Genomic DNA, 16,233 nt, shown 5'->3' on the forward strand with positions numbered 1-16,233 from the left:
TGATGAAATTTTCCTATCAAATTCCAGTCGCACTAATTGGGGCAGTGGTTTGTCTAGTGCAACCTCAGCTTGCTATAGCGTTGACACTTCAAGAGATTCAAGTTATTGCTGAAGAAATTACGGTAAAAATTGACGGTGCAGGAACTGGCTCTGGGGTGATTTTTGACCGACAAGGTAACAAATATTTTGTCTTAACTTGTCGTCATGTTTTCTATAACGACAAAAGTAATGAATTTCAAGCAGGACAATATGAAATTCAAACCTCAGATGGAAATCGTTATCCTATTTATAATAGAAAAGAAATACCAGGGCTAGACTTAGCAGTAGTGGAGTTTGAGAGTAATAAAAATTATAGAATTGCTAAGTTAGGCGATTCTGACAAAATCATAGGTTCTGCAATAGTTTACGCTTCGGGTTGGACGGCTAAACAACCAAAAACCGAAAAACGTGAATACAGTTTTAATGTTGGCTCTTTTATAGAACGACGCTCTACGCCAGAAGGTGGAGGTTATGCTTTAGTTGTTAATAATACTATCTTTGTTGGGATGTCAGGGGGTCCGTTGTTAGATGAAAAGGGTTTTCTAATTGGTATTAATGGGCTACGTGAGTCACCAGATGATAGAGCTTTGAGGTTGGCAATTCCTATCAAAACTTTTTTGGCGGCTCGGAATAATCCAGTACTATCGCCACCTGCGGTAGCTCTTCAGCCTACTGCAGAAGACTTACTAACTCTAGGAATATCTAAGGCCAATAGCGGTAACTATGAAGAAGCGATTGCAGCTTACAATCGCGTTTTGCAAATTTCACCTAACAATGTTGATGCTTATTTACAAAGAGGCATCGCATATATCGAGCAAAACAAATATCAAGCAGCCATTGCGGATATGACTGAAGTTATCAAGCTGAACCCGAACAACTCCAGAGCTTATTTTTGGCGTGGTTTAGCTCGTGATTATAGTGAAGATAACCAAGGTGCGCTCGAAGATTATAGCCATGCGATCCGTCTCGATCCAGAATACAGCGGAGCTTATAACAACCGAGGAACTGTCTATGCAGAACTCGGGGAATATCAGAAAGCAATCTTGGATTACACTGAGGCAATTCGCCTCGACCCTGATGTTTTTCTGGCTTACGAAAATCGTGGCGATGCCCGCTATTCTTTAAAAGACTACCAAGGAGCGATCTCTGATTATACTCAAGCCCTTAACTTCTTAGAATACTCTGGCTTGGGTTTTCAATATCGGAGACATGAATCTGGTCAAGGGCTAATTATTACCAAGATTTTTGAAAACTCTCCTGCTTTCAAACAAGGCTTGATTCTAGATGATTTAATTATAGCTATTAATGGTAAATCAACACTGAACAAAAGTGCGGAAGATTTAGTTGAACTAACTGTTAATCAAATGAGCAGTGAGTCGGTTACTCAAGTCACCTTGAAGCTTAGACGCAAAGATAGAGGAGATTTTGATGTTACTCTAACTAAGGAGAATATTGCTGTCCCTAGATCTGCGAGTATCTATTTCGGCAGAGGAAACGCCCGCTATTACTTAAAAGATTATAAAGGGTCAATATCCGATTACAATGAAGCAATTAAGCGCAACCCAAAATATGCAGCTGCCTACAGAGAACGGGCAGATGCTAGAGATGAATTAGGGGAACACCAAGAAGCTATTAAAGATCTGAACCAAGCTATTAGCCTCAACCCCAAAGATGCTCGTGCCTATTTTCTTCGGGGTTGGATTCATTCTAATCGGTTTAAAGCTTATCAGGAAGCACTCAAGGATTATAATCAAGCAATTCTCAACGATCCTCAATATCACATTGCGTACTTTGAGCGAGGTTTGATTCATCGTGAGTTGGGAGATAATCGGGGAGCAATTAATGATCATACTCAGGTTATTCGTCTGGTTCCCGATTGGGCGAATGCTTACTACAACCGCGGGCTTTCATATAGAGATCTCGGAGAAAAACCAAAAGCCTTAGAAGATTTTAAAAAAGCAGCAGAACTTTATAAACAACAAAATAGAAAAGAAGATTACCAAGATGCGATTGACAGAATTAATGAGCTTCTAGGTGGAAGAGTATAAATTTCTCTCTCAATCTGTAGACCTGTTATCAAAATTGATTTTTCTCCTCATATTTTGCTAGAGATTTGGATTCAGTTCAACTTGGAATGAATTAATCATAACCTTTGTTACAAGCGGCAAAAACTCAGGAAATTCTTTATTTTCCGCCGTGTAGGTGATTCTGTAAATTTTTTCTCCTTTTATCATTAAGAACTGTAAAGATTTCAACTGAAAACCTAGATCATCTTGCCAAGTATACTCAATGAGATGAGCTTGATTATTCGCTAAGGTCGTCTGCTCAGACCTAAGAATAATGCTGGAGTTTTGTTGATTTATTATTTTAGAGATAGTGTCATTCACATAATCGTCTAACATAGGTGGACCAATCAAATATTCGTCTAGGCTAATAGTAAGGCGAGGAGGAAAAGAGGATAAATCGTTTTTATCTGGTGAAAATTTGACAAAAATTCCTGATCCTTCTAGGTCGCCTTTTCCCTCTTGTAATTGCCAGTTACGGGGATATTTTATTGAAATTCCGTACTTGTGGAATTGATAGGTTTCAATTTCTGGCGGTCGATTTGGAGGTGAATTTTCATTGTGATTTGACATTGAGATAATGCTAGGTATAATAAACACCAGTGCCATCGAAGCGGCAAAAACAAAGGGAAGTGCTATCCAAAAACGGATAGGCAGCCTCTTCTGAGTTTGCCAAATTATAGGAACGGCAGCAGGATTTTGACAAATAACGGGCAGCCCCATCACCCCCGGCAGTTCCGTATCTAATCCTTCTTCAGCTAGACGTTCTCTCGCCGTCCGCACCGACAAATACAAAGATTTACCCCTAGAAAATGCCTTGAGAAAATGCTTTAAAAACTCCTGTGCCACCTTATCGGGTACAGGTTCTCGCATGACGATCGCTTGAGGAATTTGCAAATTCTCCAATTCCTTGGCCAACCCTAACCCATCACAAGAGTTAAAAATGGCTAACTGTAACCCCCCTTCGATCGCTGTCCTCAAACCATGTTTTAACTCACCGATAGTCAAACTTTCCCTTTGATTAATATAAATGCGCCCCACTTCCCCTTCCGTATGGCTGTGTCCGGCAAAAAAAAGGATGTCCCAGTGTTGTTCCCAAAGTTGTTCGCTAATCTTTTGTCGAGGCGGTTCTACCAAAAAAACCGTCTCAGCCCCTGGCAAATTCTCCAAGAAGCGTCTATCTGCCGTCACGTCAATGCCCTCGCTATTGCCTAAAATTGCCAAGATTCTCAGCCTTTTGGTGGGGGAAGGTGGGCTAACAATTTTTTCAAAGACAGGAGCGGCGATCGCAACCTCTGACTTGGGATAATGGTCAAAGAACTCAATCAAATTCCAAGGTAGCCGCCGCAAATAGCCATCCCCAGCTTGAATGATGAAGCGAATGGGTTCGGAACGGTTCAAATTCTCTAACAGACGCTCTCTCACTGGACGAAACGACTCGGAGTTCAGCCAGCGTTTGAGGCTATCTTGCAAAGTTTGAAGGGTCTGGCGACAGTCGGCAGTAGTGGAAACATTGGTAATTTGGGTAGCAGGTGCTGTTAGCCTGACAACAACAGGCAAATGTCTATAACTAGACTGCCATTGGTCATAGTTTTGGGGAATTTCCGGAGCGCTTGGCAATCTACCTGTAACTTCGATCGAAGGAGGGGAGCCTTCCTCAGCAATTTGCAGGATAACGGGAAATCCCTGTTCCCAGTTGCCTTCTCCCAATTTAACAGTCACTAACTTAGCCATCGCTACCACCTGTCGTAATAAAGTTTGAGGCTCACTTGAGAATTCCTTGTGTTTTAAGTCTGGCCACAAAAGGCGACTCGATCGCTGAGTGCCGCATTTTTTGGGCATATTCCAGATCGGCAGCGATCGCCCCGTCCAATTCTTCTTTATGATCCCAATAGTAGGCGAAGGCTGAGTGAATCTGACTCATACTCAAATGGCGATGGTTGATTTGAATTTCTTCAGGAGTCCAACCGTAAGCCATCTGAGCCATCACCAGATCAATCACCTTCATTGTCGAGCTTGCAATGATTGGTATCCCGCGTTCGTCTATTTGAATATGCTTGTATTCGGTTAGTGCGGTTTTCATGATTAAACTTTCTCCGTTTACTTGTACTTTAGTTCCTAGCAATTTCTCAGGGGGAAAGTTCTGCTAGAGGGTAAAATCTTCGGTAATATTTGCCTCTCCCAGTCCCACCCTGACACTGAACTGTTCTCCCGGTGAACCACTAAACTTGAGTTGGATGTAATTGTCCAGTTCTCTTGCCTCAGTTTCCAAAAAGGTTTTCCCAGCCTCATCCAGCACCACTAATTGTAAGTGGGCAGGCAAATATTTCTGGTTTCGCATCGGATAGACCCTGAGGAGAACCGCTATCATTTGGTCAGTTTTAGGCAAGACAGCCACCATTAGAGTCACTGGGTGTTCCCCGATCAGCATTCCTAAATCTTTAACTCTCCTCAACCCACCTGCCAAGTTATGCGGAGCGAGCCGCCATAAACTCTCTGCCGCACTCCAACGGGTTTCTTCATCCTGAGTTACCCCCAGCAAGTGAGTCAGAGCCGCCAATACCTCAGAAGATGCAGTTCCCATCTCTCCCAAGCGCAGTGCTGCTTGTCTGCGGCGATGCTCCTCCTGACTGGTATAAATCGTCTCAATTAAATCGCGAACCGTCTTGGAATCCATAAAATCAGCCCCGCGCTCGCGTAAGGCATAAGCATAGGCAAAACAGGGTTCTCCAGGTGCAAAAAGCTGTTCAATCGTCTGCCAGCTTTCCTCAAAAACATTTTGTAACCATTGGCTCAAATTGACTCGGCTTTTTAAGGAAACTGAACGAGATTGTTCCTTTTCAACAGCAAAGAGCTTTTCTAAACGGTAGTCTTGACTGGATTTCTGCCGCTCTGGTAAGCGATTAAGTTTTCCCAGAACTACTTTTTGGTTATTTTGGGCTGTCTCAAAGTCCGGGGAAGCGGGAGAGATATTTTCATACCCTTCACTAGCTTCTTGGTATTCCTCCCTAGCTTCCTCATATCGCTGCAAGCGAGTTAGATAATCCCCGATTAATTGGGCAATTTGACCGTCTAGAAAGGAATTTCTTTCTTGATTTCCGCTAGTGCCTGACATAGTTCATTGTCCTCCTGTTGGTTGGCTTTTCCAAAAACTTCGATCCACTCCTCTTTTGCTCTCAGAGGTTCTTGCCAGTAAGCATGATAGAGAGCTTCAGCCAGATTGCCCCTTTCTCGATAGTACCGCTCCAAGACCTGATGGGCAGCCTGGGTTCGCTCCCGCTTCTGCTCGTGGTTGAAACGACGGATGAAGGGATGAAGACGATACCACCCTTCACCTTGTTGCTCTGCCTGCCAGACGAAGGAAAAACTGAGGAGCGAGTCAAAGGCAGCATGGGAGGGATTGCATTTCAAGGATTCGCCCAGATGAAAGTAAAGGTCTTCATTAAAGGCTCGACAGGCACTCAAGACATAAACCGCATCTTCCAACACCCTGTCCGTGTATTTCAGGAGTCTTTCTACCAAAATCCCTAATTTCCGATTAAATCCCTCTCCTGTCTCGGAAACGGATTGAAAGTCGGCGGCGGTAAAGGCTTCTTTTTTTTCTGGCGCCATCCTGACTAAATCCGCGCATAGCCCCAGCAAGAGAGGATGAACGGAATCGCCATCAAAACTACTATAGGCAATCAAGCTCTGCTGCACTTGGGTATCCTCAATTCCTACTCTTTGTAGGTAGTCGAGGGCATCGGTTACTTGAAAGTTGAACACTTGCCTGCACTCTAACTTGTCCGCTGTAATTGAACAATAGCTGGCTCGATGCCACTGGGGAATTTCCCGTCCTGCCATGACGATGACAATTTGGGGCAACTCCAACAACTGCGACAACAGACACCGCAGCCATTCATCCTGCTTGAAAAATCTGGCACTTCCTTGATTGCGCCCTTCTCCCCAAAAGGCTTCGTGGGTGTCGAAAAACAGCACCAGTTTTTCAGGAGCGCCCTCTCTTTGCATGGCGACCTTGAGATCTTCCGCAAAAAAGTTAGGTAAAGCAACAATCAATTCCGTATCGGGGTCTAACTCGGTGATCCGTTGAAAATCTTTTTTCTGGAGTCCTCGACCATTTAGGTAACGATTCAAGTCCTTACCCAAATGTTTTGCTATGAGATTCAACGTGCTGGCTGTTAGTGTCGCTAAGGTACCGGGCAAGCCTAGTATGGCCGCCAAGTCTTTGTTCTCCTGAGCGATCGTTTTAATTGTGTTAATAATCCCACCAACTACAAATAACTCTTGTGAAGGAAACCACTTAGTTATATCAGTTTCATTCGTGAGTTTTCCTGTCTGTTTTAAATGCCAGATGCAAGAAAATTCATAGAGCGGAAAAGAGAGTTTATATCCCAAGCGAACAGCATTGGTTATTAACTGATTATGCAAAATCAGTAGCCCGTCAAAGGCTTCTTGAGGTTGTTCTGGTCGCGATGACCTGGCTGGGGATTCAAAATCCAACAGTGTGGCTGGCACAAATTGAAAGTCACTTTCCCAGTCAGTAATTGTCTTAATAAACTCAACAATTTCAGGATGGGTTTTGGTTTTAAGTTCTGTCCAAGTTTCTAAAGGAAAGCGCTTGCAACAATTTTCCAATAAGAATTTCAGCAGCAGCGACTTGCCATTGCCACCATCCCCATAGAAGAATAGGATTTTATGGGGGTCAAGCTCGTCATCGTTGAGATATTCTGCAAATCGCAAGGTTAACTCGTGTCGGTCGGTAAAGTGCCGGAGAGCGCGATTTAGCTGAGTTAACGAGGCTTTTTGGCTAGTGGGATCGCTGATGCTCATAGCCGTACTACTTAGAAAATGTAATTGCTATTAAAGTCTAAAATCTTCTCTAATTCTAGCCTTTCCTCTTGCCATGCGGACAATAAACTGCTCTTCCACTAAACCGCCAGACTTGAGGGTGCTGATTGGGTAGTATTGCTGAACTTCCCACCCCATACATATCTACTACAATAGCCGAAAACCCTTATCCATCAATGGATAAACCCATTAACTTTTCTTTATATACCCCGTGTTTATTGTAATATTCCTTAAATAGACAAATGGGGGAAGTTTAGGCTAAAATGGCGGCCGTGTATAGTGATTCAATTAGTATTATTCGATCGAGTGAACTTAGTGGAATTTGAGAGTGAAGATTATCCATCAGAAAAGTTAATTGCTTGTCAAAGTCCCTTAATCGCTGAGAAAAATCAAAAACAAACAGAAGCCTTATTCTTTACAATACAATAAAAGTGTAATTAAGCTTGTTGGGAGCCTGAGCTATGACTAACCCGAATTCGATCGAACAGCTATCGCAGGAATTACTCGATCTAGACCAAGTAGATGCCGATACCGGGGCAGATTTGCGGCAAAAAGCCCAAGAAATCCTCGCTGAAACCAGTATTGACCTACCGATTCGAGAAGCGATCGCCGATAGTCTCAGTCAAGGCAATCAACTACTTACCCTCAAAACCGTCGGCAAGGAAGAAAGTTACTAGCACATTTGGGGTCGAAAGTCAAGATGAAAGAAAAAATTTTTTTTGTCTGGCTGGGGCGATTTTTGGCCTCTTTTGGGCTGTTATCGGGGATAAGTGGCTGTAATTCCCCTCTCTTGATCACTCCTCAAGTTCCCGCCGGTGGTTTAAATAGTTTTGCTCCCGATCAATTCCCCAGTTATAGTGCTGATGGTCGCTATTTAGCCTTCGCTTCCGATCGCTCCGGTCGTCGTAGTATATATCTATTCGATCTGCAAGAAAAGCGCTTAGTTAATCTTCCTAACCTAAATCGTGGCGATTCTAGCCAAGATCAGCCATCTCTGAATGCTGACGGTCGTTTAATTGCCTATATCTCCAGCGAACGCGGTAAAAGTGATGTCATGGTTTATGATCGTTCCCAGTCCCGTGCAACCCTATTAACCGCTAACCTGCGGGGAAGCGTCCGCAATCCCACCATTAGCGGTGATGGTCGCCAAATTGCCTTTGAAACCAACCAAGACGGTCAATGGAATATTGCGATCGTTAACGGCCAATTTTAAACTTGTTCTACTCGGTCTTAATCGTTAAAACCTGCGGAGGGGTCGCATCTGGTGGATATAAAAAATTTACCTGTACTACACGCCAATCCCCCGGAGGAATAGTCAGAGTCACTAAAGATTGCCCCTCTTGTCCGCGTCTTTGGACGAGATGGAAAAATCTGCTTTGTGCCTGTCCTTGGTCATCGCTATAATTGACGGCTACTGTTCCCCGAAAAAACACCTGTGGGGCAGCCGGATCGAGAAAACGCAAACCCTGACCGATAATATTCTCTTTAATCGGTGTTTCTAGCGCAATAGTCACCGTTTTCGCCTCATCACTTCGATTAAATAGAGGTAAACTTAACCGATATTCCACACCGTAATTACCATGAGCTTGATAGGCCGTATCGGGATAGCGAACTAACATACTAGCACTTTGATTTTGTTCCGTTCCCAATTTGCCCCCGGGTAGGGTACTAATCCCATAGGCTATAGATTGACCAGAATCAGGAATATTTAACCATAAAGAAGCTCGATCGACCAATCGGGCGGGCCAAGCTGAACCTTGGGACACCCCCGCTACCCGTCCATAAATTATCTGTCCTTGACTATGGGGAGGAGTGGGCGCTCGATCCCGCGGAGTCGATAAATCGCCTTTTTCTAGCAAATTTTGCCACTCTGTCAGATTTGGGGGTCTTTCCTGCCCATTTTCGTCTAGGGGTGCATAAAGAGCTAAACTAGCAGCGTAGAGAAGACCGTCACTTTCCAGACGGAGATAAGTGGACCTACCGTTTAAAGGGGGAGTCAAATCGCGCACGGGAATCGCCGCATTTAAGACCATAAAACTCTCCCCAGGGGGAATAATAATCCTATCGGAAAAAATATCCTGACGCTGCCCCATTAAAATATCCCCCATTACCCGACTTCCCGGCCCGGCAAAAACCGTCCCCTGATTATTTTCCACTTGTGCGGGTAAATCGATAAAAGCTGCATCGGGTTGACTCAAATAACTAGCTCCTTGCAGAATTTTAACGGTCACGGGATTAGGACTGGGATTGTGGAGTAATATCCCCAAATAAAGGGTGCGTAAATTATCGGGAAAACTCCCCCTCGCTACATGGTGGGCAAAAATATCAAAGCGTCCCTGAAAAGCATAATTTAAATGGGCCGAGGGAAAACTTTTCTCTTGAGGGGGAAAAGTCGAAAGCAAAATCCCTTCTCCTAACAATAATTCGGGACTATTACTATTAAAAACGGGAACTTGATCTAGTTGATTCGGTAAAGGACGCACCTGCACCGGTCGAATTATTTCTACAATAGGAGGAGTTTGGGCAATGGGTAGTAAAAAAGGTAACATCACAGAAATTACCATCTCAAGATAATTAATTTTTGATCATAGCATTATTGGCTCGCTCAATTTAGATAGTATTCTGTTTGTCCATATCTAGAGGATTGTTTAATATTTCTTTCTGGTGTTAGCTGACATTTTTGGTTAAGTACAATCAAGAAAAATTATCAAATTTCCCAATCGTTATTTGCCCTTGCCATTGAGCAAATCTATTGTCATCATAGACTAAAATCTAGATGTAGCCGTGGTTTTCTGGAAACTTAGCCCGATGTCTAGATATCGATCGAGCCGGAATTGTTATGATAAATTCATGAAGTTTTATAACAGTATTTCCCCGTGAACATGAACCAAATTGACTATCTCAGGATTAGTTTAATCGATCGCTGTAACTTTCGCTGTCAGTATTGTCTGCCTGAAGATGCAGAATTGGCCTATGTTCGACCGCAAGACTTACTCACCCGGGAGGAAATTCTTACTTTAGTCAAAAATGTCTTTATTCCCCTTGGTTTCCGCAAATTTCGCCTTACTGGTGGGGAACCTCTCTTACATCCCGAAGTAGTGGAGATTGTGCGCGATATCGCCTCTTTATCTGCCACTAGCGATTTAGCCTTGACCACTAATGGCTATTTACTTGACAATTTAGCCGAAATGTTGTATGAAGCCGGACTAAGACGGATTAATATCAGTTTGGACTCCCTCGACCCCGACACTTTCGATAAAATTATCGGTAATCGCGGCCGGAGTCGTTGGCAAAAAACTTGGGCAGGTATTCAAGCGGCCCAGAGGGTGGGTTTTGACCCCTTAAAATTGAATGTGGTGGTGATTCCGGGGATAAATGAGGCAGAAGTGGAGGATTTAGCGGCTTTGACCATCGAGAAGCGTTGGCACGTCCGTTTTATCGAGTTTATGCCCATCGGTAACGGTGATTTATTTCAAGAAAAAGCTTGGATTGCGAACGAGGAATTAAGAGGGCGAATTCGGGCAAAATGGGGTTTAAATGAGGGTCAAGTGCGGGGAAATGGTCCGGCCGATGTTTTTCAAATTCCGGGGGCTAAGGGTACAATTGGCTTTATCAGTCAGATGTCGGAATGTTTTTGCGATCGCTGTAACCGCCTACGTCTTTCGGCCGATGGTTGGTTGCGTCCCTGTCTCCTCAACGAAACCGGACAAATTGACCTAAAAACTGCCCTCCGTCAGGGAATTTCGCCGGTAGAAATCAGGGAAAGAGTGCGGGAATTAATAGAACTGAAGGCAGAAATAAACTTTAAACTGCGTGATTCCGGCACATCAAGTGGCATTTATACCCGTACTATGTCGCAAATTGGCGGCTAAAAATCTACTGTCCGAATTCTACTCTAGCCTGTTCTACCATTTCCACGGTAACTCGATCGGAACCAGCATGACGAGCTAATTCTTCTATCCTTTGACGCGCTTGGGAACGAACAAAGTAGGGAATATTTTTCAGTTTTGCCTTGGCTTCTGCGGTCTATTGTAGTTGATCGGAAAAATCTAGAGCTTCCATAGATTTAACATATAGTAGTCCGTCTATTGTACCAAAAAAGATTAGCTATTTTGAGATAATGAGTTTCTTGATAGCGACTCTTTTTGACCTTTCTTTTAATTTTAGGTTTCTGCTAGGTCGAAATTGACTCTTTGATATAAATCTTGCAAAGAAATCTGCCAATCCACCGACACCAATTGTAAAACCGCATTTTCCCCCGTGACGAAATCAATTAACCATTGATCATCCTTTTGTTTATAGTAACGTTCCACACTATAACTAGATTGTTCGATCAGAATATATTCCTGAAAAGTTGGCAGAGAACGATAGAATTTAAACTTATCTCCTCGGTCATAAGCTTGGGTAGAATTAGAGAGAACTTCGACAATAATTAAAGGATTGATCACGTTAGATTGACTATTACCTTGATAGAGAGGTTGACCTTTAATCACCATCACATCAGGATAGGTGTAAATGCTATAATCTGACAGCCATAAACGCACCGTTTCCATGTAGGTATAATAATCTTGATTATTGATATTTAAGGGAAAATTACGGCAAAAATTTAGACAAATCTGATTGTGATTAGTGGTGGCTCCTACCATTGGGATAATTTCTCCTTGACGATATTCATTTTTATCTTCGGACGTTTCCTCTAGGGCGAGATATTCTTCGGGAGTATAATATTTAGTTTCAGTAGTGGTTAACATTTTTGACTCTCCTTCCTATTCTATTTTCTAGGATACAGCATTTCTCTAAAAAGAGACAAAGTTATCCTTGAGGAAGGTTATCAATTGAGTGGCTCGGATTATATTTTTTCCTTAATCTCCGGCAAAAAATGCTGAGAAATCCATAATTAAAAATCTAACTATCAAAATTGCTCACTTCAAAGGTTAAAATAAACTAGATAAATAGTTTTATGTTTAGTTTCTCCTATGTTTAACTGGTTCCGTCGTCAGAAAGTCCAACCCGAACAAGAACAAGCACCCCCCGCACCCGTAGAGGAAACCCCCAGCGAGGCAACCAGTCAGGAAGAGTATTTAGATTGGGCCAAAAAAGCCTTTAAAAATATTCAAGAGAAAAAAGCCACGGCCGAGGCCGTCGTGAGCGAAACCCCTGAAACATCTATTGCTGAAACGGAACCTCCGCAAGAGGAAGAACCAGTTAAAGAAGAAGAAACCGAGGATAATACCCCCGCATGGCTGAAAAAATCCGATCGCCTCGAAATTCTCAAAGAAACCGCCATCGAAACTCCCACAGAACCGGATGAAGATTTTATCTGGTCGGCCAAAGTTTTAGCCAATCAGGGACGACAAGCAGAGGACGTTTCAGAAGAAGAAATCACCTGGTTAAAAAAATTGCGTCAGGGTTTAGGCAAAACGCGCCGCAGCTTGGTCAATCAGCTTAAGGCCGTGGTCGGTCAGGGTCCCCTCAATCAAGATGCGGTGGAGGAAATCGAAGCTTTATTGCTTCAGGCCGATGTGGGGGTAGATGCCACCGATTATATTATCACTACCCTCCAAAATAAGCTAAAACAGGAAGCTCTGCCCCCCGAAAAAGCGATCGAATATCTCAAAGAAATTATCCGCGAGATTTTAGATGCACCTTTAGCCAATTATAGCAACCCCGGTTTTGAGCCAGAAAAAGGTAAATTAAATATCTGGATGCTCACAGGAGTTAACGGAGTGGGTAAAACGACGACTATCGGCAAATTAGCCCATTTATCTAAACAATCTGGCTATAGTTGTATAATAGCCGCTGCCGACACCTTTCGCGCTGCTGCCGTGGAACAGGTGAAAGTTTGGGGAGAGCGATCGCAAGTCGAAGTCATTGCCAACCCGGGCAAAAATACCGACCCGGCCGCCGTGGTGTACGATGGCATCGAAGCCGCTAAATCCAGGGAGATAGAATTACTCTTAGTGGATACGGCGGGAAGATTGCAGAATAAAAAGAACTTAATGGCAGAATTAAGCAAAATTCGCCGCATTATCGACAAAAAAGCCGAGAGTGCCGTGGTGGAATCCCTTCTAGTTCTCGATGCCACTTTAGGACAAAACGGCCTGCGACAAGCAGAGGTTTTCTCGGAAGCTGCCCAATTAAGCGGCGTGATCCTGACTAAAATCGATGGTACAGCTAAAGGGGGTGTTGCCCTTGCCGTAGCGCGTCAGCTTAACCTACCGATTCGCTTTGTTGGCGCTGGGGAAGGAATCGAGGATCTGCGGCCCTTTTCCAGTTACGAATTCGTGGAAGCTTTACTGAGTGGCGATTGATCTCACCCCAGCTATCTTTCATAATCTTTTCATGGTTGCTTCATAATTGTCTCATTTTTAGCTATGCTAGAACTGGAGACTCGGGGTAAAAACTATGCAAAGGACAATTACAGTTAGTCATCTAGGAGTATATTATCGCGGCGTGGAGGCCCTACGGGATATCACCCTGAAAATTTATCCAGGACGATTAACCGGTATTATCGGTCCCAACGGTGCGGGCAAAAGTACCCTGATCAAAGCCATGCTAGGATTAATTCCCGTACAACAGGGAAGCGTTAACTATCAAGGGCAATCTCTACAGCAACAACTGGATAAAGTCGCTTATGTTCCCCAAAGATCTCAAATCGACTGGACCTATCCCGTCACCGCTTGGGATGTGGTAATGATGGGGAGAGTCAGAAAAACGGGTTGGTTTCGTCCTTTTTCCCATATTAGTCGTCAACGGGCTTTAAATGCCCTAGAACGGGTGGAAATGGCTGATTTGCGCCATCGTCCCCTCGGTCAGTTGTCGGGGGGACAACAGCAAAGAGTCTTTTTAGCCAGATCTTTGGCCCAAGAAGCGGAGATTTTCTGTTTTGATGAACCTTTCGTTGGGGTAGATCAAAAAACCGAGGGGGTTCTTTTTAATATCTTTGGTGAGTTAGCCCAAGAAAATAAAATTGTCATGGTGGTTAATCATGATTTAGGCGAATCTATCACTCATTTTGCTGATTTAATCCTCTTAAATAAAGAATTGATCCTCGCCGATCAACGATCTAAGGTCTTAACTGATTTTAATCTCCGGCGTGCCTATGGGGGTAAAGTCTCCTTCTATGATGCCATGACACCACCAGATCATCGCCGATCGAGTCTCGATTATCTCGATCGCTTCTCAAAAAACAATGCGATAAACTAGAAGCGAAGATATTTTGGCTGACTGCCGATAGGGACACCGATGACAACTATTTCCCCGCAAGAAGTAACAGGAACGATCGAACTGGCTCCTAACTATCGAATTCCCCTGTTTTTGGTAATTTTATCGCTGCCTTTACTCTTTTTACAGGTCTGGCTCGGAATAATTTTCTCCCTGTTAGGCCTATTCTTGATGTTCCAGACTACCCGCATTCGTCTCCAGTTTACCCCTACCTCCTTAGATGTCTATCTGTCCGGGCAACAAATTCGCTCCTTTCCCTACCAAGAATGGCAAAATTGGCGAATTTTCTGGAATAAAGTCCCGATACTATTTTATTTCAAAGAAATTAACAGCATTCATTTTTTGCCCATTATCTTTGACAGCGCAACCCTGAGACTGTGCCTGGAAAAATACTATCCTTTAGCAGCATCGCCAGCGATCGACTCAGAAGCGAACTAAGATTGAGTTAAAATTAGATTTGGCTAATAGCGTCTTAAGTAGGTAGGTGTTAAAAATTGTCAGATCCCCCCGCCTATCGGCACCCCCCTTATTAAGGGGGGCAGGGGGGATCCCCCGCCTATCGGCACCCCCCTTATTAAGGGGGGCAGGGGGGATCCCCCGCCTATCGGCACCCCCCTTATTAAGGGGGGCAGGGGGTATCCCCCGCCTATCGGCACCCCCCTTATTAAGGGGGGCAGGGGGGATCGAAGGCAAGATATATCGTCTATTAATTAGAACCACTTACTTAATTGCCTGCCTTGGCCCTTTGTTCGCTCTGCATTTCTAAAGCCGATGAATTCAGAAGATTTTAATGTTTTACCCCTTGACAAAATGACAGACTTACCCAATGAATCTGTCGAAGAATTTAGTTTTGATGATCTCTGGAACGATCGCCCAGTAGAGAATCCCCTGCCATCGGCAATCGCCCCCGAAGGCGAATTAGTTCCCGCAGCGCAGGCGGAACCCCTACGAGCAGAAATCGAGGCTCTAGAACGGCAAAAACAGAGCCTAGCGGCAGAAATCTCGGCATTAAAAGCGGAAAAAGAACGCTTGATCGCCGAGGAATTGGGGGATATCAAAGCTCAAATCGAAAGAATGCTCAAGGAGGGCGTAAAAGACCTAGAACAACGCAAACAGGCTTTAGAAGTGGCGATCGAACAGTTAGAACGCCGTCGTGAGCGGATTCGACAGGAAATGCGGAGTAATTTCGCCGGAGTCTCCCAGGATCTAGCCGTGCGGGTTCAGGGATTTAAAGACTATCTGGTGGGCAGTTTACAGGATTTGGCCGCGGCTGCCGAACAGTTGGAATTACCCCGTTTTGAAACCCCCGAAAAATCCCCCCGACCCGTGGAACCTCCCCAGCGAACTGAACGAGAGGAAAACCCCCGTCCATCCCGTGGCAGTCAAGGCCGGGATGATCGCGGAGAAATTCCCCGTCCCCCCCGTACCAGTAACCAGGGCCGGGATAATTGGCAAGAACCCCGTCGTTCTAATCGTTCGGGTTATGAATCGGAACCGGTGGGACAATCCACCCCTAGACAGGGCTTTTCTGAGCAAAATCAGCGCATACAAACTCTTTTAGAGCGTTATCGCAGTCGTCCTGACTATTACGGTCCGCCTTGGCAATTACGGCGCACTTTTGAACCAATTCACGCCGAACGGGTGCAACAGTGGTTCTTTAAACAGGGGGGCCGGGGTACTGTTCGCGGTATGGGCAGCCGTCTCCAGAATATTCTGGTCGCTTCGGCAATTATCTCGATTATGGCGGAATTACAGGGCGATCGCTTCCGTTCTCTCGTTCTGGCTAATAGTCCCGAACGTTTAGGCGAATGGCGGCGCGGTCTCCAAGATTGTCTCGGCATTTCCCGCGCCGATTTTGGACCTGACCGCGGCATCGTTCTCTTTGAGTCTCCCGAAGCTTTAATTCAAAAAGCGGAACGTTTAATCGACGATAAGTATTCACCGCTCATTATCATCGATGATACCGAAGAACGGCTGAATTTCGCTCTTTTACAATTCCCCTACTGGTTAGCTTTTGCCCCTGAACCCCAACAAAGTTCTAGTTATTGGTATTAACTAA

The 16,233-nt window shown here is 44.4% G+C and carries 15 protein-coding genes and 1 pseudogene; 9 read left to right on the forward strand and 7 right to left on the reverse strand.

Going from position 1 to position 16,233, the window contains the following annotated elements:
* Positions 1-2: 2 nt before the first annotated feature.
* Positions 3-2,087, forward strand: a complete 2,085-nt coding sequence (locus ACQY1Y_RS01435) for a serine protease (protein WP_238406020.1) — start codon at positions 3-5, stop codon at positions 2,085-2,087.
* A gap of 57 nt (positions 2,088-2,144) precedes the next feature.
* On the opposite strand, the gene ACQY1Y_RS01440 is transcribed toward ACQY1Y_RS01435, so the two are convergent.
* From ACQY1Y_RS01440 to ACQY1Y_RS01455, 4 genes are all read right to left on the reverse strand, one after another.
* Positions 2,145-3,836, reverse strand: coding sequence for a CHAT domain-containing protein (locus ACQY1Y_RS01440; RefSeq protein WP_287231552.1), 1,692 nt, complete (start codon positions 3,834-3,836; stop codon positions 2,145-2,147).
* Positions 3,837-3,867: 31 nt separating this feature from the next.
* Positions 3,868-4,185: a DUF433 domain-containing protein gene (locus ACQY1Y_RS01445; protein ID WP_430013820.1), complete on the reverse strand. Its 318-nt coding sequence runs from the start codon at positions 4,183-4,185 to the stop codon at positions 3,868-3,870.
* Positions 4,186-4,248: 63 nt separating this feature from the next.
* Complete coding sequence (locus tag ACQY1Y_RS01450; RefSeq protein ID WP_430013821.1) at positions 4,249-5,217, reverse strand: DUF1822 family protein; 969 nt, start codon at positions 5,215-5,217, stop codon at positions 4,249-4,251.
* Positions 5,175-6,932 (reverse strand): hypothetical protein, encoded by a 1,758-nt coding sequence (locus ACQY1Y_RS01455; protein WP_430013822.1) that lies wholly within the window; start codon positions 6,930-6,932, stop codon positions 5,175-5,177. The genes ACQY1Y_RS01450 and ACQY1Y_RS01455 overlap by 43 nt, the downstream gene beginning before the upstream one ends.
* Before the next feature lie 297 nt (positions 6,933-7,229).
* Here ACQY1Y_RS01455 and ACQY1Y_RS01460 point away from each other — a divergent pair, with 297 nt between their 5' ends.
* From ACQY1Y_RS01460 to ACQY1Y_RS01470, 3 genes are read left to right on the forward strand one after another with little or no spacing between them, the layout of a single operon-like run.
* Positions 7,230-7,379, forward strand: a complete 150-nt coding sequence (locus ACQY1Y_RS01460) for a hypothetical protein (protein ID WP_193746295.1) — start codon at positions 7,230-7,232, stop codon at positions 7,377-7,379.
* A 32-nt stretch (positions 7,380-7,411) separates the two neighbouring features.
* Positions 7,412-7,627: a hypothetical protein gene (locus ACQY1Y_RS01465; RefSeq protein WP_002737387.1), complete on the forward strand. Its 216-nt coding sequence runs from the start codon at positions 7,412-7,414 to the stop codon at positions 7,625-7,627.
* A 23-nt stretch (positions 7,628-7,650) separates the two neighbouring features.
* Entirely contained in the window at positions 7,651-8,163 is a 513-nt protein-coding gene (locus tag ACQY1Y_RS01470) for a TolB family protein (protein ID WP_002738091.1), read from the forward strand.
* A gap of 7 nt (positions 8,164-8,170) precedes the next feature.
* Here ACQY1Y_RS01470 and ACQY1Y_RS01475 read toward each other — a convergent pair whose 3' ends face one another.
* The gene (locus ACQY1Y_RS01475; protein ID WP_430013823.1) at positions 8,171-9,514 is read right to left on the reverse strand and encodes a DUF3370 domain-containing protein; all 1,344 of its coding nucleotides are present in this window, start codon (positions 9,512-9,514) and stop codon (positions 8,171-8,173) included.
* 318 nt (positions 9,515-9,832) lie between these two features.
* On the opposite strand from ACQY1Y_RS01475, the gene moaA reads away from it, so the two are divergent.
* On the forward strand, positions 9,833-10,822 hold the full coding sequence (gene moaA, locus ACQY1Y_RS01480; RefSeq protein ID WP_002751787.1) for a GTP 3',8-cyclase MoaA: 990 nt from the start codon (positions 9,833-9,835) through the stop codon (positions 10,820-10,822).
* A gap of 4 nt (positions 10,823-10,826) precedes the next feature.
* Here the strand turns inward: moaA and ACQY1Y_RS01485 are convergent.
* Positions 10,827-11,012, reverse strand: a pseudogene (locus tag ACQY1Y_RS01485) (PCP reductase family protein).
* 101 nt (positions 11,013-11,113) lie between these two features.
* Entirely contained in the window at positions 11,114-11,701 is a 588-nt protein-coding gene (locus ACQY1Y_RS01490; RefSeq protein ID WP_193977418.1) for a Uma2 family endonuclease, read from the reverse strand.
* 225 nt (positions 11,702-11,926) lie between these two features.
* On the opposite strand from ACQY1Y_RS01490, the gene ftsY reads away from it, so the two are divergent.
* From ftsY to ACQY1Y_RS01510, 4 genes are all read left to right on the forward strand, one after another.
* Positions 11,927-13,261: a signal recognition particle-docking protein FtsY gene (ftsY, locus tag ACQY1Y_RS01495; RefSeq protein ID WP_272015950.1), complete on the forward strand. Its 1,335-nt coding sequence runs from the start codon at positions 11,927-11,929 to the stop codon at positions 13,259-13,261.
* Between the two features lie 94 nt (positions 13,262-13,355).
* Complete coding sequence (locus tag ACQY1Y_RS01500; protein ID WP_430013824.1) at positions 13,356-14,156, forward strand: metal ABC transporter ATP-binding protein; 801 nt, start codon at positions 13,356-13,358, stop codon at positions 14,154-14,156.
* A 39-nt stretch (positions 14,157-14,195) separates the two neighbouring features.
* A complete protein-coding gene (locus tag ACQY1Y_RS01505) occupies positions 14,196-14,612 on the forward strand; it encodes a DUF3119 family protein (protein WP_108937557.1) in 417 nt (138 codons plus the stop codon).
* 333 nt (positions 14,613-14,945) lie between these two features.
* The gene (locus ACQY1Y_RS01510) at positions 14,946-16,229 is read left to right on the forward strand and encodes a DUF3086 domain-containing protein (RefSeq protein WP_430013825.1); all 1,284 of its coding nucleotides are present in this window, start codon (positions 14,946-14,948) and stop codon (positions 16,227-16,229) included.
* Positions 16,230-16,233 lie beyond the last annotated feature (4 nt).

This window comes from Microcystis ichthyoblabe FBCC-A1114 (assembly GCF_050500245.1).
Lineage (GTDB): Bacteria > Cyanobacteriota > Cyanobacteriia > Cyanobacteriales > Microcystaceae > Microcystis > Microcystis ichthyoblabe_A.